Below are 23,351 nucleotides of genomic sequence, written 5' to 3'. Positions count from 1 at the left end.
ACCGTCGAGTATGACCACCACTGCGGAGCATCTCCGGAATGCCCTCGACGGCCGCTGGCGTGACTGCAAGAACGCCATGCGCAAGGAGCTGTCGGGCGAAGTCTTCAAGCCGCATTACACGCCCAACACGGTGATCGCCCGGACCAAGGTGGGCGAACAGATGCGGATCATGGCGGCGCACGGTGCCGCCGAAGACGGGTTCAAGAAGGAGCACGGCGGCACCGGCGACGTCGGTGCGGCCGTCACCCGGATCGAGATGCTGGCGATGAGCGACCTGTCACTGATGGTGAAGGCCGGAGTTCAGTGGGGGCTGTTCGGCGGGGCCATCGAGAACCTGGGCACCGAACGGCACCACAAAGCCTACGTCCGCAAGCTCATCGACCTCGAAGTACTGGGATGCTTCGCGATGACAGAAACCGGACACGGCAGCGACGTGCAGTCCATCGAGACCACCGCCAGCTACGACCCTGGGACCGAGGAGTTCGTGATCAACTCCCCCACTCCGTCGTCACGCAAGGACTACATCGGCGGTGCCGCTCAGACAGCCAGGGTGGCAGCGGTTTTCGCGCAGTTGATCACCGGCGGCACCAACCACGGCGTGCACTGCCTCGTGGTCCCCATCCGCGATGACGCCGGCAACGACCTGCCGGGCGTCACCACCTCGGATTGCCACTACAAGGGCGGACTGCCCGGTGTGGACAACGGTCGCATCATGTTCGATCACGTCCGTGTTCCGCGGGAGAACCTGCTGAACAAGTACGCCGACGTCGCCGCCGACGGTACCTACTCCTCGGCGATCGACAACCCGAACCGCCGCTTCTTCACCATGCTGGGCACCCTGATTCGAGGGCGGGTCACCGTCGGCGGCAGCGCAGGTGCCGCGGCCCGGGTGGCTCTCGATATCGCCACCCGCTATGCGTTGCAGCGTAAGCAGTTCGAAGCACCCGACGGTAACGAGGTGCTGATCATGGACTATCTGGTGCACCAGCGCAGGCTGTTCCCGCTGATCGCGAAATCGTATGCGCTGCAGTTCGCGCAGAACGAGCTGGTGGCCAAATGTCACGAGCTGCAGACGGCCGACAACCCCGATGCCGAGGAACAGCGCGAACTGGAATCACGCGCCGCAGGGCTCAAAGCCGCCAACACCTGGCATGCCACCAAAGCCATTCAGGAGGCGCGCGAAGCATGCGGCGGCGCAGGCTATCTGGCCGACAACCGGCTGATCGCCCTCAAGGCCGACACCGACGTGTTCACCACGTTCGAGGGCGACAACCACGTGTTGACCCAGCTGGTGGCCAAGGAACTGCTGACGGCCTACGCCGACGACATCAAGACCATGAGCCCGGTGGAGTGGGTGCGGTTCGCGGCCAACTTCGCAGGCGAGCGGGTGCTCAAGCGCACCGCGGCTGAGACGATCATGCAGACCATCCTGGACACCCGTCAGGACAACGAGGAAGAGGGCAGCCTCTTCAACCGCGGCACCCAGGTGAAGATGTTCGAGGACCGCGAGCAGTACATGCTGGCGTCGGTGGCTCGGCGCCTGCAGGCCAAGGCAAAGGAGATGTCGGCCTTCGATGCCTTCAACTCCGTGCAGGACCACGTGCTCCATGCCGCACAAGCCCATATCGACCGGATCATCCTGGAAGCCTTCGTCGCGGGCATCAACACCTGCGAGGACGACGGCGCCCGTGAGGTCCTGAACCTGGTGTGTGACCTGTACGCACTCGACGTGATCAACAGCGACAAGGCCTGGTTCGTCGAGCACCGATTCCTGTCCACCGAGCGGGCCAAGGCGGTGACCCGTGCCATCAACGACCGCTGCCGCAAGCTGCGCCCACATGCCGAATTGCTGGTTGACGGTTTCGGCATTCCGGCTCAACTGCGGGACGCGGAGATGCTGCACTAGTTTTGACAAAATTGTCATAACTAGAGGTTCAGCGCAGTAGCTTTGGGCCGTGGAGCTGAGGCTGCAGCGCGTCGGAGCATGGTGCGGAACCGTCATGCTGGTGCTCTACGGCACCTGCTTCTCCGGCCTGGCAGGCATGTTCCCGCCGCTGTCACCGGTGGCGTCAGCCGACGAGATCGCCGAGTTCTACGTCGACAACAAGATCCTGGTGCGTCTCGGCGTGGCCGGGTGCATCCTCACGGCGGTGCTCGCGCTGCCGTTCCTGGCAACCATCGTGCTGCGCATTCGCCGCATCGAGGGCCAGTGGGGCATGCTGTCGATGACGCAGTTGTTCGCGGCCACCATCTTTGTTCCGGCGCTGCTGTTTCCGTTCCTCATCATGGCCGCGGCCGCGTTCCGTCCGGAGACCCGGCCCGCCGAGATCACTCTTGCCCTCAACGATGTGTTCTGGCTGATGTTCATCGGGATCGTCGGGACCATTGTGGTGCAGAACGTCACGCTGGCCATCGCGTCCTTCATGCCCGGCAGCGATTTCCCGCGTTGGTACGGCTACTTCAACCTCTGGGTGGCACTGCTGTCGCTGCCCGGCTGCGTGGTCGTGGTGTTCAACGACGGGCCGCTGGCGTGGCACGGGGTGTTCGCGTTCTACATCCCAGGGGTGGCGCTGACGCTGTGGATGTTCACCACCACATACGTGCTGCTGCGAGCGGTTTCCGCGCAACAACGCGCAGAACAGTTGTCGGCCGCCGCCGCGTGACTTCGCTGGCAACCCGGCGAGTGCCGGGCGAACAGGGCACCTGGGTGTTCCTATTCGGTGACATGCTGGTGTTCGCGGTGATATTCAGTACCTTCCTGGTCGAAAGAGCCTCCGCTCCTGAGGTTTTCGACGCCGGCCGGCGGACCCTGCATCTGGATGTCGGGCTGGTCAACACCCTGGTCTTGTTGTCCAGTTCACTGTGCGTGGTGGTGTACCTCGCGGCCCTGCGCGCTCGAGACTCGGCGGTTGCGTTCCGGGCTGTGGTAGCGGCCATCGGTTGTGGCGCGCTGTTCGTGGGGCTGAAGCTCTACGAGTACACCTCGCTGGCCGGGGCCGGACACGGACCCGGCGCCAGCGACTTCTATCTGTACTACTTCATCCTCACCGGGCTGCATCTGTTCCACGTCTGTGTGGGCATGGCGGTTCTGGTGCTGCTGGCGACCCAGGCGCGACTGACCGGGCCGGTCGCCGAGCCCGAGGCACGAGGGCGACAGCGGGCCGGCCCAAACAAACCCGGGCCGGTCGCCGACCCCGAGGCACGAGGGCGACAGCGGGCCGGCCCAACAACAACCGGGCCGGTCGCCGAGCCCGAGGCACGAGGGCGACAGCGGGCCGGCCCAACAGTGATCCAGCTCAGCGACACCCGGATGGCGCTGATCGAAGGCGGAGGATGCTTCTGGCATCTGGTGGACCTGCTCTGGATCGTCTTGTTCCCGCTGCTGTATCTGGTGAGCTGATGCTGCGTTACGTGCAGAACCGGGCCGGGCTCAGCTGGCTCATCTTGGTGGCCGCGACCGTGGCTTCCTGGCTGGTCGGCGCGGACCACGGTGCCGGATCTCTGGTCGCGGTGGCGGTGCTGGCCATCGCGGCCGCCAAGGTCCGGCTGGTGGGCCTGGACTTCATGGAACTGCGCCATGCACCGATCCCGCTACGCGTGCTCTTCGAGGCCTACTGCGTGGCGCTGTGGGCGGTGCTGTCGGGGCTGTTCCTGTTCTTGCCGGGATGAAGGCACCTGCTACCGGCGCCGGCCCGATGACACGACACCTGATCCCGAACAGGGCTGGATGGACGGCACAGGTGGCTGCACGCTGGCGATTTTCAGTGGACGTGCCTCGTACGCTAAAGTCATCGAGCGCATTCCCCTGTAGCTCAATTGGCAGAGCTTCCGACTGTTAATCGGACGGTTCTTGGTTCGAGTCCAAGCGGGGGAGCTTTTCTTTCCCGGCCACATCGGCCGAAGATCCAGCAACAGTCCCCTGGGACATCCTCGAACCGTTCACCAGGACGGCAGCGGCATTATCGGATCCCGCTGAACGGCCCCTGCAACCACGTCGATGCGAGCTGCAGGCGTGCCCGGATCCAGACCGATCGAAATGAGGCAGGATGGACGGCAACGTCAACGTCTGGGAGGCCACGCAGTGATCCGCTTTGTCGTCGTACTGGGAGTCGGCTATGTGCTGGGTGCAAAGGCCGGCCGTCGTCGCTACGAACAGATCGCCGGCACCTACAAGGCGGTGACCGGGCACCCCGCAGCCAAGGCAGTACTGGACGCGGGTCGCCGTAAGATCGCCGACCAGGTGTCGCCGGATCCGGCCATGGTCAAGCTCACCGACATCGACAACAAGACCTCGGTGATCGGACCCGAAAAACGCAGGATTTAGGCGAGCGGGATGTTGACCGACGTGCCGGGCATCAGCGGCGAGGTGTAAAAACCACCGTTGCCGATACCGACACCGGGGGTGCCGACGCCGATGCCACCCATGCCGGGTCCGGGGCTGCTTGGCCCGACTCCGGTGCCGTTGAGGGTGGGACCCTGGCTGCCCAGCGAATTGCCGATGCACACGCCGTCAGCCTTCGAGCCGAGCCAGGCCAGGCACTCTGCCTGGGTGCTGACGGGTTCGGGGGTGCTCAGCGCAGCGTAGAGAGGCGCTGCAACTGCGGCAGCAGCAAATGCGCCGACGGCCACCATGCGTCGCGTGGATCCCATCAGTCTGCCTTTCACTCGGACCTGCGGCCCCCCGGCCTACCCGAGAGCCTAACTCCTTTGCCGCCGCGACAACCTCTCACGCGGTGAGATCGTCCCCGCTGGCCTGTTGCAGCAAGCTGCGCCGGTAGGCCTCCATGGCCACCAGATCGCCGAACAGAGCGTGATACTCATCGCCCTGCTCTACCGGCGACATGCGCTGCAACTTGGACTTCACCTCGGCGATCTGGCGCCCGATCCACACTTCCTGCAGGCGGGCCAACACGCTGGAGATGTAGCGCGGCAACTTCTCTTCATCTGTGGTGGCGGTGACGGCTTCGACGCTGAGTTCGTTGATCAGTGCGGCGACGGCAGGCGCGGTGGTCTGCTGGCGCACCTGGTCGATCCACTGCGCGCCGCCGACGCTGGAGGCGGTGCCGCCGGCCGCGTCGAGAGCGGCGCGCACCGCCGCATACGCGGGGTGGGTGAAGCTCTCGGGCGCCAGGGAGTCGAACACCGGACCTGCCAACACCGGGTACTGCAGCGCCGATTTGAGTGCTTCGCGTTGCGGCCGCAGTGTCGGGTCACGAGGGTCGGGCCGGCCCACCACCGGCGCCTTCCGTGCCGGTGCCGCCCGTTTCCCGTCGGCCCTCGCCCTGGGGTCCTTGGCTTCCTCACGCACCCGCCGGATCACTTGAGCCACGTCATCCCAGCCAACCCATCCGGCCAGCTGGCGGGCGTACTCGTCGCGAAGCGTCGGATCCTTGATCTTCGCCACCGTTGGGACGCAGCGCCGCAACGCCGTCACCCTCCCCTCGGCGGTGTCGAGGTCGATCTCGGCCAGGGTGGCGCGAACCGCGAACTCGAACAACGGGGTTCGCCGGGCCACCAGATCACGCAGCGCGGTGTCGCCGCTCTTGAGGCGCAGATCGCACGGGTCCATTCCGTCGGCGGCGACGGCCACGAACGACTGCCCGGCCAGGTTCTGCTCCCCCTCGAAAGCCTTGAGCGCCGCGGCCCGTCCGGCCGCGTCACCGTCGAACACATAGATGAGCTCGCCGCGAAAGAACTTGTCGTCCATCATGAGTCGCCGCAGCATCGACAGGTGCTCGTCGCCGAACGCGGTGCCGCACGAGGCCACCGCGGTGGTGACGCCGGCCAGGTGCATCGCCATGACGTCGGTGTACCCCTCGACGACGACAGCCTGGTGACCGCGGGCGATGTCCCGCTTGGCCTGGTCGATGCCGAACAGCACGTTGGACTTCTTGTACAGCGTGGTCTCGGGGGTGTTGACGTACTTGGCCTGGTTCTGGTCGTCGTCGAACAATCGTCGGGCACCAAAACCGATGACCTCACCCGATGACCCGCGGATGGGCCACAGCAGCCTGCGGTGGAACCGATCCATGGGGCCGCGTTTGCCCTCCCGCGACAGGCCGGCAGCCTCGAGCTCCTTGAACTCGAAACCTTTGCGCAGCAGGTGTTTTGTCAGGGTGTCCCAACCCGCGGGCGCGTACCCGCAGCCGAACATCCTGGCCGCGGCGGCGTCGAAGTTACGCTCGGTCAGGTACTGCCTGGCGGTGGCGGCGTCGGGGCTCTCCAACTGTTCGGCATAGAACTCGGCGGCGGCGGCGTTGGCGGCGATCAACCGGCTGCGGCTGCCCCGGTCGCGCTGCACATTGGTGGTCGAGGCGCCGGTGTAGGTGACGGTGTAATTGATCTTGTCGGCCAGCAGTTCGACGGCCTCGACGAAACTGATGTGCTCCATCTTCTGCAGGAAGGCGTAGACGTCACCGCCCTCGCCGCAGCCGAAGCAGTGGAAGTGACCGTGGTTGGGCCGTACGTGAAACGACGGTGACTTCTCGTCGTGGAACGGGCACAGCCCTTTGAGGGAGTCCGCTCCCGCCCGGCGTAGTTGCACGTAGTCGCCGACGACGTCCTCGATGCGGGTTTTCTCACGAATGGCCGCGATATCGCGATCAGAAATCCGGCCGGCCATCTGATCAGTCTAGGGGTCGGGGCGAGCGCGCCTCGTGCACTCGTTCCAACCGGGACTCGGTGTACGACGCAATCTGGTCGATCACCACCCGCAGCCGGGCCCCGTCGTCGGCGGCGGCAACGAACTCGGGTGCGAACTGGGGGTCGAGGCTGCCTGGAGCCTGTGCCCACAGCGCCAGCGCCACCTCGTGGATGCGGTTGCGCTGCTCGGTCTGGATTCCCAGGTGCCGGTGGTCGGACATGATGAACTGCAGCGCCAAGATCTTGAGCACCGCCACCTCGGCGCGCACCAGCGCCGGGACGTGTAGATCGGCCTGAAAGCGGCCCAGCGGTCCGCCGCCGGCAACGGCTCTGGTCTCGGTGATGGCCGCGTTGGCGAATCGGCCCACCAATTCGCTGGTGAGTCGTTTCAGCGCCACCGACGCGGCCAGCGTGCCGTCGTATTTGCCGACGTCGGCCACCACCGGCAGCTCCGAGAGACGCGCAGCGGCTTCGAGCAGGTCCTCGGGCACGGCGTGGAACGACTGGGCGCCCAGGCGCGCCAGCGATGCGGCGGCATCGGGATCAGCCAGCACCCTCAGGTCGATCCGGCCGGAGATCACGCCGTCTTCGACGTCATGGACGGAGTAGGCCACGTCGTCGGCCCAGTCCATCACCTGAGCTTCCAGGCAGGGACGGTCGACCGGGGCACCCTTGCGCACCCAGTCCGCGCCCTCGCCGTCGTCGTCGTAGAAACCGAACTTCTTGCGGTCACCGCGCCGCCACGGATACTTGGCCACCGCGTCCAATGCGGCGCGAGTCAGGTTCAGTCCAGCGGAACGACCTTCGGCATCAAGGACTTTGGGTTCCAGCCGGGTGAGGATCCGGAAGTTCTGGGCGTTGCCTTCGAACCCGCCGAAGATCTTGGCGATCTCGTCGAGCGCCCGCTCGCCGTTGTGCCCGTAGGGCGGATGGCCGATGTCGTGCGCCAGCCCGGCCAGGTCCACCAGGTCCGGGTCGCAGCCCAGCCCGATCGCCATCCCCCGGCCGATCTGGGCAACCTCCAGCGAGTGAGTCAGACGGGTGCGCGGCGTCTCGCTCTCCCGCGGCCCCACCACCTGGGTCTTGTCGGCAAGCCTGCGGAAGGCGACAGAGTGCAGCACGCGGGCGCGGTCACGCGCGAAGTCTCCGCGATGCTCGGTGTTGGTGCCCGGCATCGCGGCACTCTTGGGTGCCTCGGGCACCCGCCGTTCCCGGTCGAACTCGCTGTAATGGTCCTGCTCTGACGTACTCACCAGGGCATAGTCTGCCAGCCCGAGGTCGCGGTGACGGACAGCCACTCGCCGTCGCACTAGATTGGCGGGCATGCGCATTGTCCGTCTGCTCAGCGTGGTCCTGATGACAGTGGTCGCCGGCCTGCTCAGCGCCCCGGTGTCGGCGGCCGAGCCGCCGTTGCGGGTGCCCTCCCAGATCACCGACAACGCCGCGGCGCTGACGGATTCGGAACGAGCTGACGTGCAGGAGGCGTTGGACACCCTCTACGACGAGAAGCGGGTTCAACTGTTCGTGGTGTTCGTCGAGTCCTTCGACGGGCAGAACAGCCGCACCTGGGCGGACAACACGTGGCGACTCAGCGGCCTCGGCGACGACGACGCACTACTGGCGGTGGCCACCGTGGACCGCGAGTTCTCGTTCGACGTGGACGGCGCGGCCCAGTCCCGAGCAGCCGACGTTCAGCGCAACCTGATCGAACCGGCTCTGCGAGACAGTGACTGGGCGCAGGCTGCGATCGGTGCAGCCGAGGGCCTCGGTGGGCAGGCCGCGCCGGCGTCACCGGGCGGCAGCAGCGGCGGGACGTCCTGGCTGGGCTTCGCTGTGGTGTTCGGCGTGATCGTGGCACTGGGGCTGGCGCTGTGGGTGTGGAGTCGACGACGTAAGAGCAAGCGCCTGGAAGCCGAGTTCGCCGCCGCCCAACAGGTGGACCCCACCGATCCGAATGCCCTGGCGTCGGTGCCGATCGACGCGCTCGATGAATTGTCCAAAGCGATTGTGGTGGACGTCGACAATGCGGTGCGCACCAGCGAGGGCGAATTGGCGTTGGCCGTCGAGGAATTCGGCGCGGAGGAGACCGAGCCGTTCCGCAAGGCCTTGGAGAACGCGAAAACCACTCTGGCGCAGGCGTTCAATGTCCGCCAGACGCTCGATGACGCAATTCCCGAGTCACCGCTGCAACGTCGCGACCTGCTGACCCGGGTGGTGGTGGCAGCTGCGAAGGCCGACCGCGAGCTCGAGACACAGAGCGACGCGTTCGAGAAGCTGCGTGATCTGGTGATCAACGCCCCGACCCGGCTGGATGCCCTGACTCAGCAGATGGTGGCGCTGACCGCTCGACTGGAACCCGCCGCCGCGACGTTGACGCGGTTGGGCCAGAAATTCTCGGCGCCGGCGCTGGCATCGGTGGCGGGAAATGTCGACGGGGCACGACAGCGCCTGGGCTTCGCCGACGACCACATCACCAGTGCCCGGGGCTTGGTCGCGCGACCGGCCGGCAATCAGGACGGGCTGATCGACGACATCCACGGCGCCGAGTCGGCCTTGGCGCAGGCGCAGACGCTGCTGGATGCCATCGACACCGCGGGCAATGACATCAACCGGGCTATCAGCGGGCTACCCGCCGCCGTCGCCGACATCCAGTCCGGGATCGACCAGGCCGCCGCCCAGCTGGGGCGCGACGACACCCCACGGGCAGCAGAGTTGGCCGCTGCCCGTGATGCCGCTGTCAAAGCCGTGGAGAGGGCCGGCACCGACGGCGTCGACGACCCGCTGGGGGTGTTCACCGCGGTGACACGAGCCGATGCCGACCTCGATGCCATCCTGGCGGCCGTCGTGGAGCAACGTCAGGAGGCCGAGCATCAGGCCAGACTGCTGGAGCAGTCGTTGTTCACCGCGCGGTCGCGGGTCAAGGCGGTGTCCGATTTCATCGACACGCGTCGCGGCAGCGTGGGCCCTGAGGCCAGGACCCGGCTGTCGGAGGCCAGCCGCCAACTCGAGGCCGCCGAAGCCAAGCAGAGCTCGGCGCCGGCCGAGGCCATCGCACACGCCAATGGTGCGGCAACCCTTGCCGCACAAGCGCAGTCGCTGGCCAATAACGACGTGCAGAGCGCCCAGTCGCATTACTCCGGGCAGTACGGCAACAACAGCAACGATCTGGGCGCGGTGCTCGGCGGCATCCTCATCGGCAGCGTGTTCAACGGTGGCTTCTCCGGCGGCTACGGCTCGCGCCGCGGCAGCAGCTGGGGCGGCGGTTACAGCGGTGGCCGCCAGGCCGGCAGGCCGTCGTCGTTCGGCGGCTCGTCACGTTCGTCGAGCCGCCGCTACTCCGGTGGCGGCCGGTTCTGAGAAGTGCCGAGGACACCGCGGACAGGTGAGCTCTACATGTCGGCGTGGACGGTGCTGATGTGGCCAAGTACCGCCCGCAGAGCGTCGGTGAGCTGGCTGAATTCAGCGTCACCCGCCACCAGCGGCGGCGCCACGCACACCACCGGGTCGCCGGCGTCCAGCGAGATCCGCAGCATCACCCCCCGCTCCTCGAGAGCATGTGCCAGTAGTGCGTCGCCGTAGAGGAACTTCTTCTCCTCGACGGTCATCGCGCGGCCCGACGGGGTGTTCTGGGTGAGCTCGACGGCGTAGAAATGCCCTGCGCCGCGGACGTCGATCACCACGGGCAGCTGCGCAAGCGTGTCCAGTTTGGCGCGCAGGGTTTCCTCGTTGGCCAAGACGGTGTTCGGAATGTCGAGGCGTTTCATGATCTCGATGTTCTTCAGCGCCACCGCGGCCATCACCGGATGTCCGCCGAAGGTGTTGCCGTGCAACAGCGAGGTACCGGCACCGGTGAACGGTTCATACACTTTCTCCCCCACGATCACCGCGCCGATCACCGCGTGCGCCGACGACAGTCCCTTGGCGCAGGTGATGATGTCCGGCTGCACCTCGTAACGTTCGGAGGCGAACCACGCACCGACGCGGCCGAAGGCGGTGATGGTCTCGTCGGCCACCAGCAGGATGCCGTATCTGTCGGCGATCTCGCGGACGCCTCGGGAATAGCCGGCGGGCGGCACCAGCATGCCGCCATGGTTCTGCACGGGTTCCATCAGGATCATCGCCACAGTGTCCGGGCCCTCGGCCTGGATGCGGAACTCGAGTTCGTCGAGCAGGAACGCGGTGAACTGCTCCTCGGTCTCGCCGGCGGGGCGGCCCACCCGCCGGGTGTTGCGGATTTTGCCTGCGGTGGGCACCAACGGCTCGAAGTCGGAGCGGAACTCCGGGATGCCGATCAGCGACAGCGCACCGAGAGTGGTTCCGTGATAGGCGGTTTGACGCGAGATCGCCTTCCAGCGATTCTCACCGCGCAGCCGGTAATACTGCCGGGCGATCTTCCACGCGGCCTCCACCGACTCGCCGCCGGACGGGGTGAAGTAGACGTGGCTGAGGTCGCCGGGCGCCAATTCGGCTACGGCGGCGGCCAATTCGATGGCACGGGGGTGCGTGCTGCCCCAGTTGCTGTGGTAGCCGAGCTCTTTGTACTGGGCCAGTGCAGCCTCGCCGAGTTCCTCACCGTAGGAATAGCCGAGGTTGACGCAGAACAGGTTGGACAGCCCGTCGAGGTAGCGGTTGCCGTCGGAGTCGATCAGATAGCAGCCTTCACCTTTGACGATCACCTTGGGCGGCGTGTCTGCCGCAGCGCCCATTTCGGCGAAATGCCGCCAGTTGTTCAGATCCGAGGTCTTCTGGTAAGCGGGTGTGGATATCATCGTCTCTCCTGTCAGGCGTCGAGTGCGGCGTAGGACTGGGGGCGTCGGGAACGGAAGATCAGGGCCACTGTCACGCCGACGGCGAAGGTGGCCGCCAGCACCACCAGCAGCACATCGGCCACCACGGGTGTCGGCACCAGGACCGAGAAGTTCTTGATCACCAGGTACGTCACCGCACCCAGGCACATCAGAGCGACGGCCGGGGCTATCGTCGAGGACCATATTCCGGCGCGGGCTTCGGGACGGGTCCGGAAGAACACCAGCACCGCGAGCGAGGTCAGCGCCATCAGCACGATGACACCGAGGGTGGCCGCGCCGGAGAGCCAGGTGTAGATCTCGGCGATGGGATCCAGTCCGGCGGCGAAGACACCGACAAGCAGCGCACCGGTTACGGCCGAAACGACCAGCGAGGCGCGTGACGGGGCGCGGTGCTTGGCGTTCACCGCGCCCAGTGGTGCAGGCAAAATTCCCTTGCCGCCCATGGTGAATGTGTATCGGGTCAGTACGTTGTGGAAGGTCAGCATGCAGGCGAAGATGCTGGTGAGCAGCAGCACCTGCACCACGTCGGCCATGATCGGTGAGACGTAGGTCTGTGCCAGACCCAGCACCATGCCGGTGGGGTCAGCGGTGGCGGCTGCCACCAGGGCGTCGGTTCCCACACCGACAGCCATCGCCCAGGCGGAGAAGGCGTAGAACGATCCGACGCCCACCACGGCGAGGTAGGTGGCGCGCGGGATGGTCCGTTCCGGGTCGCGTGCCTCGGTGCGAAACACCGCCGTCGCCTCGAATCCGACGAAGCTGAAAAACGCGAACATCAGGCCCAGCGACGGGAAACCCTCGGTCAGCAGAACGGGATTGAGTGCGGTTGCGGTGACGCCCGCCTCGCCGCCGCGGGCCAGGATCGCGACGTCGATGACGACCACCACCAGGATCTCGATCACCAGCACAACGCCGAGGACCTTGGCACTGAGTTCGATGTCGCGGTAGCCCAGAACGCCGGTGATGAGCACCCACACAACCGTCCACAGGAACCAGGGGGTGACAGGCCCACCGAAGTGGGCGATGGCGTCGCTGGTGGCGACACCGATGTAGGCGGCCAGTGCCACAGCGAGCATGACGTAGGTGCCCACGGCGAAGGTGGCCGCGCCGGTGCCCGGGATGCGACCCAGCCCCGCCTGGATGTAGGAGTAGAAAGCGCCGGCGTTGGTGACGTACTTGGCCATCCGGACGAATCCCGCGGTGAAGATCGCAAGAATCGCCGTGGCGAGCACGAAAAACAGTGGGATGGCCGGGCTTTGGCTGACCCCGACCACAATCGGGAAGGCGGCGATCACCGCTCCGAGCGGGGCGGCGCCGGCCAGTGCCATGAACGCGATGGAGCCGACGCCCAGGTTGCGGTGCAGCGGCGAGTGGGTGGCTTCGAGCGCAGTGTGCGGGCCTGCGTCAACCGGCTCGAACGGCGAAGGGGACTTGATGGTCATGTGTGGCGTCCTCAGGAGTGCAGAGGGAACGTGCTGCGAGACGGCGACGTCCGCACCGACGAAGATTGCACAGCCTGGATTTCAGCGTTGTTTCGGCTGCATCACATGCACCAGTTTTGACTAATCCGTGCAGAATATTTCGCATCAGACGCACAATCGGCATCGAGGACACATTTTGTTCAGTCCCGATAACCGGCCCGGATCTCGTCGAATCCCGACACGTGGTCCATGTGTTGCACCCCGAGGAGATGCTCGAACACGACGTTGGTTTGCGCGGACGCCACCGCGGGATCGGCGCTGAGGTCGGTGGCGACGAAGTCGCGCAGGTGCGCCGTCGACGCGCAGTGCACATGGATCAGGAAGTCGTCGGGGCCGCCCATCCAGAAGAGGTTCATCACCGGGGGCAGCAGAATCACCCGCTGCGCATACTCTTTCAGCGCGCGGCGGGCCTGCGGGTGGATGCGCACCGACACCACCGCCTGTACCGGCAGGCCAACAGCCGTGAGGTCGAAGGTGGCGTGAGCGGACTGCAGCACCCCCTTCTCCTTCAAGGCCCGCACCCGATTGATGGTGGTGGACGGCGAGACGTGCAGCTTCTTGGCCAGTTCGTTGTTCGGTATTCGCGCGTCGCGGGCGAGTTCCCACAGAATCTGTTCGTCCAGGTCATCGAGCTGCATATTGTTCTCCCATCGTGGAGTCTGCAGATTATCCATCTTCACAGCAATTTCCTGCATATCATTCGACTGAAACGTGCTGGAAACAACTTTCTACGACCATCACTGCATGTCATCGATGTCCGGCAAGGTCGTCATCGTCACCGGCGGATCCAGTGGGATCGGCCTGGCTACCGCCCAACGCTTCGCCGCCGCCGGCGCCCGCGTCGTGATCGCCAGCAGGCGCGACAGTTCGGCCACTGCCGCGACGATCGGCGCCCGCTCGATCCAGACCGACGTCAGCCGGGAAGCCGACGTGGCCAACTGCATGGCAGAAGTGGTCGCCGAGTACGGCCGCATCGACGCGGTGGTGTGTAGCGCGGGCACCTTCGTCTCCCCCACGCACACAACAGAACTCACTACCGAGGCGATGCTGCAGTGCTATCACGTCAACACCCTGGCGGTGATGTACGCGATCAAACACGCTGTCCCCCACATGCCGTCGGGCGGGTCGTTCGTCGTCGTCACCTCGCTGGCGGCGCGCATGACGATCGCCGGCTACGCCGCGTACGCGGCGTCGAAGGCGGCCACGTCGGCGTTGGTGCGCACGGCTGCTCTGGAGCTCGGCTCGCGCGGGATCCGCATCAACGAGGTGGCGCCCAGCAGTGTGGACACTCCGATGCTGCGCGCGCAGGACAACGCCGACGAGGAGATCACCCTGACCCTGCTCATGTCGCCGCTGGGCCGCATGGCGCTGCCCGACGAGGTGGCCTCGGTGATCGAGTTCCTGGCCTCTGATGCGGGCAAGGGCATCAACGGACAACAACTCACCGTGGACTGCGGTCAGTCCGCGGGCATCTCCGATGCGGTGATGGAAGGGCTGCTGGCTCAGCAGCCCTTGAGCCGCACCGCCAGGTAGTCACCGACCTTGTCGATGGCCACCCGCTCCTGGGTCATGGCGTCGCGCTCACGGATGGTGACGGCCTGATCCTCGAGCGAGTCGAAGTCCAGCGTCACGCAGAACGGAGTACCGATCTCGTCCTGACGGCGGTACCGGCGGCCGATGGCGCCGGCGTCGTCGAACTCGATGTTCCAGGACTGCCGCAGCTCGGCAGCCAGGTCTCGGGCCTTGGGCGAGAGGTCGGCGTGGCGCGACAGCGGCAACACGGCAGCTTTGACCGGCGCCAGCCGCGGATCCAGCTTCAGCACCACCCGCTTGTCCACGCCACCCTTGGCGTTCGGCGCCTCGTCCTCGGTGTACGAGTCCACCAGGAACGCCATCAGTGACCTGGTGAGACCGGCTGCGGGCTCGATGACGTAGGGCACGAACCGGGTGTCTGCTGCCTGGTCGTAGAACGACAGGTCGACGCCGGAATGCTCGGAGTGCGTGGACAAGTCGAAATTGGTGCGGTTGGCGATGCCTTCCAGCTCACCCCACGGGTTGCCGGCGAAACCGAACTTGTACTCGATGTCGGTGGTGCCGTCGCTGTAATGCGACAACTTTTCCTTGGGGTGCTCGTAGAGCCGCAGATTGTCGCGGTTGATGCCGAGGTCGACGTACCACTGCAGGCGCGTCTCGATCCAGTACTTGTGCCACTCCCCCGCGGTGGACGGCTCGACGAAGAACTCCATCTCCATCTGTTCGAACTCGCGGGTGCGGAAGATGAAGTTGCCTGGGGTGATCTCGTTGCGGAAGCTCTTGCCGATCTGGCCGATGCCGAACGGCGGCTTCTTGCGCGAGGTGGTCACCACGTTGGCGAAGTTGACGAAGATGCCCTGGGCGGTCTCCGGCCTCAGGTAGTGCAGACCTTCCTCGGACTCGATGGGCCCCAGGTAGGTCTTGAGCATCATGTTGAAGTCGCGGGGCTCGGTCCACTGGCCCTTGGTGCCGCAGTCCGGGCAGACAATCTCGTCCATCGACACCGCGTCGGGGTCGTCGAGCCCCTTCTTCAACGCGTAGGCCTCCTGCATGTGGTCCTGCCGGTGCCGCTTGTGGCAGTTCAGGCACTCCACCAGGGGGTCGTTGAAGACGGCGACGTGGCCGGAGGCCACCCACACCTGGCGCGGCAGGATGATCGCACTGTCCAGGCCCACGACGTCATCGCGGCTGGTGACCACCGAACGCCACCACTGCTTCTTGATGTTCTCCTTGAGCTCGACGCCCAGCGGACCGTAATCCCAGGCGGACTTGGTGCCGCCATAGATCTCGCCGGACTGGTAGACCAGCCCACGACGCTTGGCCAGGTTGGCGATGGTGTCGATGACGGACGCCACGATGCTCGAGTACTCCTGAGTTGGTGGGGAAGCAACCCGACCAGAGTAGTCGAGGACCTCGGAGCCACGAACACCCACGAAGGCTTTGACATGCACGATCATGCATGTAAGAGTGGTAGTGGAAACGATTTCCATTATGGGAGGTGCTGCAGCCGTGTCCACCGCAACACACGACGAGACACACGACGAGCTGGAACACCAGCACGGCAGCGGCACCGTCGCGCTGCCACCGCGGGAGATCCTCGACGGGGCCGGTGAGATCCTGCGCGCCCTCGCCGCCCCCGTCCGCATCGCGATCGTCCTGCAGCTCAACGAGTCGCAGCGCTGCGTCCACGAACTCGTCGACGCTCTCGGGGTGCCGCAGCCGCTGGTCAGTCAGCATCTACGCATCCTCAAGGCCGCGGGCGTGGTCGCGGGTGAACGAGCCGGCCGCGAGGTGATGTACCGCCTCGTCGATCACCATCTGGCCCACATCGTGCTGGACGCGGTGACACACGCCGGGGAGGGCGATCGATGACCGGAACCGAAGTGCGCACCCGCGCCACCAAGCAGCGCGCAGCCATCACCGAACTGCTGGACACCCTCGAGGAGTTCAAGTCCGCCCAGGAACTGCATGACGAACTGCGCCGACGCGGCGAGAACATCGGGCTGACCACCGTCTACCGCACCCTGCAGGCCATGTCGACCGCCAACCAGGTGGACACTCTGCGCACCGACACCGGAGAGTCGGTGTATCGCCGCTGTTCGACCCACCACCACCATCACCTGGTGTGCCGCCACTGCGGCGCCACCGTCGAAGTGGAGGGCCCGGAGGTGGAGACCTGGGCCGCCGCGGTGGCCGCCAAGCACGGCTTCACCGAGGTCAGCCACACCGTCGAGATCTTCGGTACCTGCAGCGGCTGCGCTAACTGAGCGCCGCGCGCACGTCCGCCCCCGCCGCCAGCACCATCAGGATCAGGGTCCGCAACGCGTCGTCGGTCAATCCTGCGCCCGGAAAGTTGTAGCGCAGCAACACATCTGCGGACTTCTTCGACGACGAGCCATTGGCCGCCGGGTCGGGCGTCTTCTCCACCAGAGCGACGGTCCCCAGCAGCGTCTTGGCAGCTTGGCGCGCCACCTTCTCCCGCACCTTGGCGTTCAGCGGCAGATCCCACGCCAGCGGCTGCGTCAGCGACACCATGTCCAGGCCCTCGGCGATGGTGACTACCCGCAGCGACGCCACCACCCCCGGCTGGCTGACGGTCAGAGCACCGTCGGACTCCTCGACGACGGTGAGAACCTCCGACAGAGCACTCGAGAGCCGCTGCAGCAATGTGGGCATCAGGCCCTACCGAACCGCCGGTTGCGCGACACGTATTCCTCACACGCCGCCCACAGATCGCGGCGGTCATAGTCCGGCCACAACTTGTCCTGGAAGACGTACTCGGCGTAGGCGGCCTGCCACAGCAGGAAGTTCGAGGCCCGCTGCTCTCCGGAGGTCCGGATGAACAGGTCCACATCGGGGATGTCGGCACGGTGCAGGTGCTTGGCGAAGGCCGCCTCGCTGATGCGCGCCGGATTGATCTTGCCCTCGACGGCCTCCTGCGCGAGTTGTCGCGCAGCCTCCACGATCTCGGTGCGGCCGCCGTAGTTCACGCAGTAGTTGACGGTGATGACGTCGTTGTCGACCGTCATCTGCTCGGCGATGTCGAACTCCTTGATGACACTGCTCCACATCCGCGGCCGCGAACCGACCCAGCGCATGTTGACGCCCATGGCATCCAGGTTCTCCCGACGCCGGCGCACCACCTCACGGTTGAAGCCCATCAGGAATCGCACCTCTTCGGTGCTGCGCTTCCAGTTCTCGGTGGAGAACGCGTACACCGTGAGGTGCTTGATCCCCATTTCGATGGCGCCGCAGGTGATGTCGATCAGCACCGCCTCGCCCATCTTGTGGCCCTCGGTGCGCCCCAACCCGCGCTGCTTGGCCCACCGACCGTTGCCGTCCATCACCACGGCAACGTGGTTGGGTACCTGGTCGGCGGGAATCTGCGGCGCCGACGCCTTGGACGTGTGCTGAGGCGGGCGCGAGAACTTGCCGTTGGTCTTCGGCGGGAGCTCAGGGAAGATCACCGGCCACGTCGAGGTGTCCGGGAACATCGGATAGTCGTCAGGAGCCGGAGGCAGCTGGGGGTAGCTGGTCTTCTCCCGTTTCAAAGCCATGGGGGATATCCTGCCCGACCAGCAGAACCCGGCTGTCGGCGAGTGTGCGATCAGGCCGGTAGGCACGTTCCACCAGCGGCAGTGTGCGCAGCTGACGCTCCAGATGCCACTGAAGATGTGCCGCCACCAGGCCGCTGACCTGGCTGCGGTGTGACGCCGAGGACAACTCGGCGTGGCCCCAGTCGCCGTCGTGCAACGCGATCATGAGGTCCACCACACCCTGCGGTGGGGTGCTGGACCCGGCGGGCCGGCAGTGCAGACACACGCTGCCTCCGGCGGCGACGTGGAAGGCGCGGTGTGGCCCCGGAGCCGCGCAGCGGGCGCATTCGGTGAGCGCGGGCGCCCACCCGGCGATGCCCATGGCCCGCAACAGATAGGCGTCGAGCAGCAACTCCCGTGAGCGCGTGCCGTCGGCCACCGCACGCAGCGCACCGACCGTCAGCTTCTGCAGCGACGGCATCGGGGCTCGTTCCTCGCCGGCCAGGCGTTCGGCGGTCTCGAGGATGGCGCAGGCGGTGGTGTAGCGGCCGTAGTCGCCCACGATGTCGGTGGCGAAAGCATCGAGAGCGACAACCTGGGTGACGATGTCGAGGTTGCGGCCGGGGTGCAACTGCACGTCGATGTGGGAGAACGGTTCCAGCTTGGCGCCGAACTTGCTGCGGGTGCGCCGCACGCCCTTGGCCACGGCGCGAACCAGACCGTGATCACAGGTGAGCAGAGTGACGATGCGGTCAGCTTCGCCGAGCTTGTGCTGGCGCAGCACCACCGCTCGATCCCGATACAACCGCATCGGGCCAGTTTCGCATCCGGGTGAGACGAATCGTGGATGCGCGCCGTCGGGTCGTGGTGCAATCCCACCTGAGCGGCAGCGCTGTCACGTAAGGTCAGCTGCCATGACCGTGGTGCGTGCTGCCCTCGTCCCGGCCGTGTTGGCTGCGACGACGTTCGGGTTCGTGACAGCTCCCAGCGCGCAGGCCGACAACCGTCGCCTCAACGACGGTGTGGTGGCCAACGTCTACACAGCTCAGCATCAGGCGGGCTGCAGCACCAACATCAAGATCAACCCGAAGCTGCGGCTGGCCGCACAGTGGCACACCAACGACGTACTGCACAACCGCGGCCTCGGCGGCGACATCGGCTCTGACGGGTCGACGGTGGCCGACCGTGCCCGCAACGCCGGCTACGCCGGTGAGGTCGCCGAGACCGTCGCGATCAACCCCGCACTGAGCATCACGGGTGTCGAGATCCTCAACCAGTGGTGGTACCGCCCGGACTATCACGCGATCATGCACGACTGTTCCAATGTCGACATCGGTGTGTGGTCGGAGAACCTGATCGACCGCACCGTGGTGGTGGCGGTGTACGGCAAGGGTGATGGCGGCGCGCCGGCCCCAGCCCCCGGCCGCGAGTTCGGCAACGTGCCGGGTTGGACCCCCTGAATTCAGCACAGGTAGCCCACTACGCTGGTTCGGCCATTGAATCCTTCTTAGTTTGCTGTGCAGGCCGCGGATGTCGCGGCAACAGCAACTGGAGGACACCATGGCCGCAGCCGATCGACAAAATCGCAGCGCGACACCCGATTTCTCGACACCCAGGACGGCGCCGGCGGCCAGCCCACAGCGCACCGCGTCGAGGAGAAGACACCAACCGCTCGCATTCGCCGTCCCGGCACTTGCCATGACGGCACTGGCCGTGGTCTCGAGCATCAGCCCGGCGTCGGCCGAACCACTGCCCTACGGACCCGACACGTGCATCCAGGGACTGGTCTGGCGAGAAGCGCGCCCCGGCGACACCGTGTGCGTCACCCCCGCCGTCCGCGACCAGGTGGCCACGCAGAACGCAAACCCGGGATCCAACAAGGATCCGCTGGCCGGGTCCGGTCCCCTGTCCTGCTCACAGGGCTTCGTCTGGCGCGAGGCCTTCGACGGCGACACCATATGTGTTCCATCGGCGTTCCGGCAGCAGATGTGGGACGCCAATGCCGCTGCGCAATCCAATTATCAGCGCAACCAGGCGCCGGCAGCACCGGCGGAGAAACACGAGGTGGTGTTGTCGTTGGCCGGAACCGGCAAGGTCATGACCATCGACACCGATCCGGCATCTGAACGTCTGTACGACGTCGATCTGCCGTTCACTCAGACGCTGCGACTGGACACGGTTCCCGACCTGCTCCAGATCGTAGCCGTCGGCGGAGACAACGTCAGTTGCCAGATCCAGGTGGACGGCGTGACCGTCGCATCTCAGCCGCCGGGCGGCAGCGGCCACTGCATCTATGCGCGCTAAAAGCCCAACCGGCCAAGCTGTTTGGGGTCGCGCTGCCAGTTCTTGGCGACCTTGACCCGTAGGTCGAGGAACACCTTGGTGCCAAGCAGCTTCTCGATCTGGGTGCGGGCGGCGGTCCCGACTTCGCGGAGTCTGGCACCGCCTTTGCCGATCACGATGCCTTTCTGGCTGTCGCGTTCGACGTAGAGGATGGCGCGTACGTCGATCAGATCGTCACGTCCCTCGCGCTGTTCGACTTCGTCGATGACAACGGCCAGTGAATGAGGCAACTCGTCGCGCACGCCTTCGAGGGCGGCTTCCCGGATGAGTTCGGCCATCAGCACTTCCTCGGGCTCGTCGGTGAGCTCACCGTCGGGGTAGAACGCCGGGCCCTCGTCGAGATGCGACACGAGCACGTCGGTCAGGACGTCGACCTGCTCACCCTTGGTGGCCGAGACGGGGACGATCTCGGCGGCCTTCTCGCCGAAGGCTTGCTGAACCGCGAGCAGCTGGGTGGCCACCTTCTCCTTCGAGACCTTGTCGATCTTGGTGACGACGACGATCAGCTTGGTCCTGGGTGCGACCGCGCAGATCTGGTCGAAGATCCAGCGGTCGCCGGGGCCGATGCCCTCGTCGGCGGGGATGCAGAAACCGATGACGTCGACTTGCGCGTAGGTGTCCTTCACCAGCTCGTTGAGCCGTTGCCCCAGCAGCGTCCGGGGCCGATGCAGGCCTGGGGTGTCCACCAGGACGATCTGGAAGTTCTCGCGGTGCACGATGCCGCGGATGGTGTGGCGGGTGGTCTGTGGCCGGTTGGAGGTGATGGCCACCTTGGCGCCGACGAGCGCGTTGGTCAGCGTCGACTTGCCGGTGTTGGGGCGGCCGACAAAACACACGAAGCCGGAACGGAATTCACTCATTGCGGTGTTCCGGCCCGGTCGGTGACGATGATGGCCGCCTCGGGTGAAAGTTCTTCGACCGCAGCGACACCGGGGTCATCTCGAGAACCCGCCAGCAGCACCGCCGCTTCGAAACCCGCCGCACCGCTGGACACGGCAGCAGCGACCGCCGCTTGCAGAGCCGTCAACTCCAGCGCCGCCAAGACAACCGGCGCCCCGGCGTAGGTGCGCCCGTCGAGATCACGCACCGCAGCACCGGAGCCGGCTTCGGCCCGGCCCATCGCACCGCGGGCCAGCGTCACCAGTTTCGCGTCTTCGGCGCCCAACTCAGTCATCTTCTCGGGACTCCTCGGATTCAGGTTCGGGCTCGACAGGGCTGACGAGCACCGTACCGACCCGTACCCGGCCTCGATGGTCATGCCCACCTTCGGCCTGCAGGCGCAGTCCGTGCGACACCACCTCGGCGCCGGGCAACGGTACGCGGCCCAGCTCGAGCGCCAGTAGGCCACCCACAGTGTCGACGTCCAGGTCGTCGTCGAATTCGACATCGTAGAGCTCACCGAGATCCTCGATGGGCAACCGCGTCGACAAGCGGTAGTTCTTGTCCCCCAGGTCCTCGATGGGAGCAACCTCGTCGGTGTCGTACTCGTCGGCGATCTCACCGACGATCTCCTCCAGCACGTCCTCGATGGTGACCAGACCGGCGATGGCGCCGTACTCGTCGACCAGCAGCGCCATGTGCTTGCGGTCGCGTTGCATCTCCCGCAGCAGTTCGTCCAGCGGCTTGGAGTCCGGGACGAACACCGGGGTCCGCATGACATCGGAGACCTTGGTGTCGCGGCCGCCGTTGCTCGAGTAGTAGGTGCGCTCGATCAGATCCTTGAGGTACACCACGCCCACCAGGTCGTCGACGTTCTCGCCGATCACCGGGATACGGGAGTGCCCGCTGCGCACGGCCAAAGAGGTGGCTTGACCGGCCGTTTTGTCCGATTCGATCCACACCATCTCGGTGCGCGGCACCATGACCTCGCGCGCGGGGGTGTCGCCGAGTTCGAACACCGATTGGATCATCCGGCGCTCGTCGTCGGCCACCACACCACTTTGCTGAGCCATGTCGACGACTTCACGCAGTTCGATCTCGGAGGCGAAGGGACCATTGCGGAATCCGCGGCCCGGCGTCAGGGCATTGCCCAGCAGGACAAGCAGTCGGCTCAACGGGGCCAGCAGAACGGAAATGGCTTGCAGCGGAACGGCTGCGCCCAGCGCAATCGAGTAGGCGTTCTGCCTGCCCACCGTGCGCGGGCCTACCCCGATGGCGACGAAGCTGACCACTATCATGATCGCGGCGGCCGCCAGTAGGCCCCAGTCCAATCCCCAGAAGTCCTCGAGAAACGCCACCAGCAATGCGGTGGCGGTGACCTCGCACGCAATGCGCAGCAAGACGATCAGGTTGATGTACTTGGGCCGCTCGGCGATGAGCTTGTTCAGCCGGACCGCGCCGGGACGCTCGTCACGGACCAACTCTTCGACGCGAGCCAAAGACACAGTGCTGATGGCGGCGTCGATGGCCGCGAAGAGACCGCCGAGCAGGATCAGTGCGATAGCGATCAGTAATGGAGCTACACCACTCACGGTTGGTCGTAGGCCCTCGACTTGTCCAGCAGCCTGCGGTCTTTCTCCGCCTGCACATTGCGGAGGTAGAGCTCCTCCTGCTCGGCGTACCAGTCCTCGAGCAGCTGGCGCTGCAACGCGAACATCTCCTTCTCCTCGTCGGGCTCGGCATGGTCGAAGCCCAACAGGTGCAGCACACCGTGGACGGTGAGCAGAGCGAGTTCGTGTTCGAGATCGTGGCCGGCCTTCTTGGCCTGATCGGCGGCGAACTGCGGGCACAACACGATGTCTCCGAGCATTGACGGCCCCGGCTCTGCTGCATCCGGACGGCCCCCCGGTTCGAGCTCGTCCATGGGGAAGCTCATCACGTCGGTGGGCCCGGGCAGGTCCATCCATCGCATGTGAAGATCGGCCATGGCGGCGGTGTCCAGCAGCACCATCGACAGCTCGGCACCGGGATTGACGTTCATCCTGCCGATGGCGAAGCGGGCGACGCTGATCAGTTCCTCTTCGGAGACGTCCATGCCGGATTCGTTGGAGACCTCGATACTCATGGGG

General features: G+C 65.9%; 25 protein-coding genes and 1 tRNA gene. 12 read left to right on the top strand and 14 right to left on the bottom strand.

Annotation, left to right across the window (positions count from 1 at the left end):
- Positions 1-10 precede the first annotated feature (10 nt).
- The 6 genes from BVC93_RS21580 to BVC93_RS21555 all read left to right on the top strand — a co-directional run bounded on the left by BVC93_RS21580 (position 11) and on the right by BVC93_RS21555 (position 4,324).
- Positions 11-1,906, top strand: a complete 1,896-nt coding sequence (locus BVC93_RS21580) for an acyl-CoA dehydrogenase family protein (RefSeq protein ID WP_083739254.1) — start codon at positions 11-13, stop codon at positions 1,904-1,906.
- Positions 1,907-2,000: 94 nt separating this feature from the next.
- The gene (locus BVC93_RS21575) at positions 2,001-2,663 is read left to right on the top strand and encodes a hypothetical protein (RefSeq protein WP_083741219.1); all 663 of its coding nucleotides are present in this window, start codon (positions 2,001-2,003) and stop codon (positions 2,661-2,663) included.
- Positions 2,660-3,400: a cytochrome c oxidase subunit 3 gene (locus tag BVC93_RS21570; RefSeq protein ID WP_083739253.1), complete on the top strand. Its 741-nt coding sequence runs from the start codon at positions 2,660-2,662 to the stop codon at positions 3,398-3,400. The genes BVC93_RS21575 and BVC93_RS21570 overlap by 4 nt, the downstream gene beginning before the upstream one ends.
- The gene (locus tag BVC93_RS21565; RefSeq protein ID WP_083739252.1) at positions 3,400-3,669 is read left to right on the top strand and encodes a cytochrome C oxidase subunit IV family protein; all 270 of its coding nucleotides are present in this window, start codon (positions 3,400-3,402) and stop codon (positions 3,667-3,669) included. Before BVC93_RS21570 ends, BVC93_RS21565 begins: the two co-directional genes overlap by 1 nt.
- A gap of 132 nt (positions 3,670-3,801) precedes the next feature.
- Positions 3,802-3,874, top strand: a tRNA-Asn gene (locus BVC93_RS21560).
- A gap of 207 nt (positions 3,875-4,081) precedes the next feature.
- On the top strand, positions 4,082-4,324 hold the full coding sequence (locus tag BVC93_RS21555; protein ID WP_083741218.1) for a hypothetical protein: 243 nt from the start codon (positions 4,082-4,084) through the stop codon (positions 4,322-4,324).
- Here BVC93_RS21555 and BVC93_RS21550 read toward each other — a convergent pair.
- From BVC93_RS21550 to BVC93_RS21540, 3 genes are all read right to left on the bottom strand, one after another.
- Positions 4,321-4,650, bottom strand: a complete 330-nt coding sequence (locus BVC93_RS21550) for a DUF7155 family protein (RefSeq protein WP_083739251.1) — start codon at positions 4,648-4,650, stop codon at positions 4,321-4,323. The two genes, BVC93_RS21555 and BVC93_RS21550, sit on opposite strands and share 4 nt — an antisense overlap.
- Positions 4,651-4,726: 76 nt before the next feature.
- Positions 4,727-6,622 carry a DNA primase gene (gene dnaG / locus BVC93_RS21545; RefSeq protein WP_083739250.1) on the bottom strand — a complete coding sequence of 632 codons (1,896 nt, stop codon included), beginning with the start codon at positions 6,620-6,622 and terminating at the stop codon, positions 4,727-4,729.
- A gap of 4 nt (positions 6,623-6,626) precedes the next feature.
- Positions 6,627-7,895 (bottom strand): deoxyguanosinetriphosphate triphosphohydrolase, encoded by a 1,269-nt coding sequence (locus BVC93_RS21540; protein WP_083741217.1) that lies wholly within the window; start codon positions 7,893-7,895, stop codon positions 6,627-6,629.
- A gap of 70 nt (positions 7,896-7,965) precedes the next feature.
- Between BVC93_RS21540 and BVC93_RS21535 the strand changes: the two genes are divergently transcribed.
- The gene (locus tag BVC93_RS21535; protein ID WP_083739249.1) at positions 7,966-9,999 is read left to right on the top strand and encodes a TPM domain-containing protein; all 2,034 of its coding nucleotides are present in this window, start codon (positions 7,966-7,968) and stop codon (positions 9,997-9,999) included.
- A 32-nt stretch (positions 10,000-10,031) separates the two neighbouring features.
- Here the strand turns inward: BVC93_RS21535 and BVC93_RS21530 are convergent, their stop codons facing one another.
- The 3 genes from BVC93_RS21530 to BVC93_RS21520 all read right to left on the bottom strand — a co-directional run bounded on the left by BVC93_RS21530 (position 10,032) and on the right by BVC93_RS21520 (position 13,569).
- Positions 10,032-11,411, bottom strand: a complete 1,380-nt coding sequence (locus BVC93_RS21530) for an aminotransferase class III-fold pyridoxal phosphate-dependent enzyme (protein WP_083739248.1) — start codon at positions 11,409-11,411, stop codon at positions 10,032-10,034.
- Between the two features lie 11 nt (positions 11,412-11,422).
- Positions 11,423-12,892 (bottom strand): APC family permease, encoded by a 1,470-nt coding sequence (locus tag BVC93_RS21525; RefSeq protein ID WP_083739247.1) that lies wholly within the window; start codon positions 12,890-12,892, stop codon positions 11,423-11,425.
- Between the two features lie 179 nt (positions 12,893-13,071).
- Complete coding sequence (locus tag BVC93_RS21520) at positions 13,072-13,569, bottom strand: Lrp/AsnC family transcriptional regulator (RefSeq protein ID WP_236950055.1); 498 nt, start codon at positions 13,567-13,569, stop codon at positions 13,072-13,074.
- Positions 13,570-13,675: 106 nt separating this feature from the next.
- Between BVC93_RS21520 and BVC93_RS21515 the strand changes: the two genes are divergently transcribed.
- Positions 13,676-14,464 carry an SDR family NAD(P)-dependent oxidoreductase gene (locus tag BVC93_RS21515; RefSeq protein WP_157517019.1) on the top strand — a complete coding sequence of 263 codons (789 nt, stop codon included), beginning with the start codon at positions 13,676-13,678 and terminating at the stop codon, positions 14,462-14,464.
- Here BVC93_RS21515 and BVC93_RS21510 read toward each other — a convergent pair.
- Positions 14,434-15,819, bottom strand: a complete 1,386-nt coding sequence (locus tag BVC93_RS21510) for a glycine--tRNA ligase (RefSeq protein WP_083741216.1) — start codon at positions 15,817-15,819, stop codon at positions 14,434-14,436. The two genes, BVC93_RS21515 and BVC93_RS21510, sit on opposite strands and share 31 nt — an antisense overlap.
- A gap of 136 nt (positions 15,820-15,955) precedes the next feature.
- Here BVC93_RS21510 and BVC93_RS21505 point away from each other — a divergent pair, with 136 nt between their 5' ends.
- The gene (locus BVC93_RS21505) at positions 15,956-16,336 is read left to right on the top strand and encodes an ArsR/SmtB family transcription factor (RefSeq protein WP_083739244.1); all 381 of its coding nucleotides are present in this window, start codon (positions 15,956-15,958) and stop codon (positions 16,334-16,336) included.
- On the top strand, positions 16,333-16,731 hold the full coding sequence (locus BVC93_RS21500; RefSeq protein ID WP_083739243.1) for a Fur family transcriptional regulator: 399 nt from the start codon (positions 16,333-16,335) through the stop codon (positions 16,729-16,731). The genes BVC93_RS21505 and BVC93_RS21500 overlap by 4 nt, the downstream gene beginning before the upstream one ends.
- Here the strand turns inward: BVC93_RS21500 and BVC93_RS21495 are convergent.
- The 3 genes from BVC93_RS21495 to recO are packed head-to-tail and all read right to left on the bottom strand — an operon-like array spanning position 16,724 to position 18,811.
- Positions 16,724-17,140 (bottom strand): hypothetical protein, encoded by a 417-nt coding sequence (locus BVC93_RS21495; RefSeq protein ID WP_083739242.1) that lies wholly within the window; start codon positions 17,138-17,140, stop codon positions 16,724-16,726. The two genes, BVC93_RS21500 and BVC93_RS21495, sit on opposite strands and share 8 nt — an antisense overlap.
- A complete protein-coding gene (locus tag BVC93_RS21490; protein ID WP_083739241.1) occupies positions 17,140-18,021 on the bottom strand; it encodes a decaprenyl diphosphate synthase in 882 nt (293 codons plus the stop codon). The genes BVC93_RS21495 and BVC93_RS21490 overlap by 1 nt, the downstream gene beginning before the upstream one ends.
- Positions 17,969-18,811, bottom strand: coding sequence for a DNA repair protein RecO (recO, locus tag BVC93_RS21485; RefSeq protein WP_083739240.1), 843 nt, complete (start codon positions 18,809-18,811; stop codon positions 17,969-17,971). Before recO ends, BVC93_RS21490 begins: the two co-directional genes overlap by 53 nt.
- A gap of 103 nt (positions 18,812-18,914) precedes the next feature.
- Here recO and BVC93_RS21480 point away from each other — a divergent pair, with 103 nt between their 5' ends.
- A complete protein-coding gene (locus tag BVC93_RS21480) occupies positions 18,915-19,460 on the top strand; it encodes a CAP domain-containing protein (RefSeq protein WP_236950054.1) in 546 nt (181 codons plus the stop codon).
- Positions 19,461-19,698: 238 nt separating this feature from the next.
- Complete coding sequence (locus BVC93_RS21475) at positions 19,699-20,304, top strand: hypothetical protein (RefSeq protein WP_236950053.1); 606 nt, start codon at positions 19,699-19,701, stop codon at positions 20,302-20,304.
- Here BVC93_RS21475 and era read toward each other — a convergent pair.
- The 4 genes from era to ybeY are packed head-to-tail and all read right to left on the bottom strand — an operon-like array spanning position 20,301 to position 23,347.
- Positions 20,301-21,203, bottom strand: a complete 903-nt coding sequence (gene era, locus BVC93_RS21470) for a GTPase Era (RefSeq protein ID WP_083739239.1) — start codon at positions 21,201-21,203, stop codon at positions 20,301-20,303. The two genes, BVC93_RS21475 and era, sit on opposite strands and share 4 nt — an antisense overlap.
- Entirely contained in the window at positions 21,200-21,517 is a 318-nt protein-coding gene (locus BVC93_RS21465) for a cytidine deaminase (RefSeq protein ID WP_083739238.1), read from the bottom strand. Before BVC93_RS21465 ends, era begins: the two co-directional genes overlap by 4 nt.
- Complete coding sequence (locus BVC93_RS21460; RefSeq protein WP_083739237.1) at positions 21,510-22,814, bottom strand: hemolysin family protein; 1,305 nt, start codon at positions 22,812-22,814, stop codon at positions 21,510-21,512. Before BVC93_RS21460 ends, BVC93_RS21465 begins: the two co-directional genes overlap by 8 nt.
- Positions 22,811-23,347, bottom strand: coding sequence for an rRNA maturation RNase YbeY (gene ybeY / locus BVC93_RS21455; protein ID WP_083739236.1), 537 nt, complete (start codon positions 23,345-23,347; stop codon positions 22,811-22,813). Before ybeY ends, BVC93_RS21460 begins: the two co-directional genes overlap by 4 nt.
- Positions 23,348-23,351 lie beyond the last annotated feature (4 nt).

Origin of the sequence: Mycobacterium sp. MS1601, from assembly GCF_001984215.1 — a bacterium.
Taxonomy (GTDB): domain Bacteria; phylum Actinomycetota; class Actinomycetes; order Mycobacteriales; family Mycobacteriaceae; genus Mycobacterium.
The sequence above is the reverse complement of the archived record's forward strand: the minus strand, read 5'-3'. Positions and strand labels throughout refer to the sequence as shown.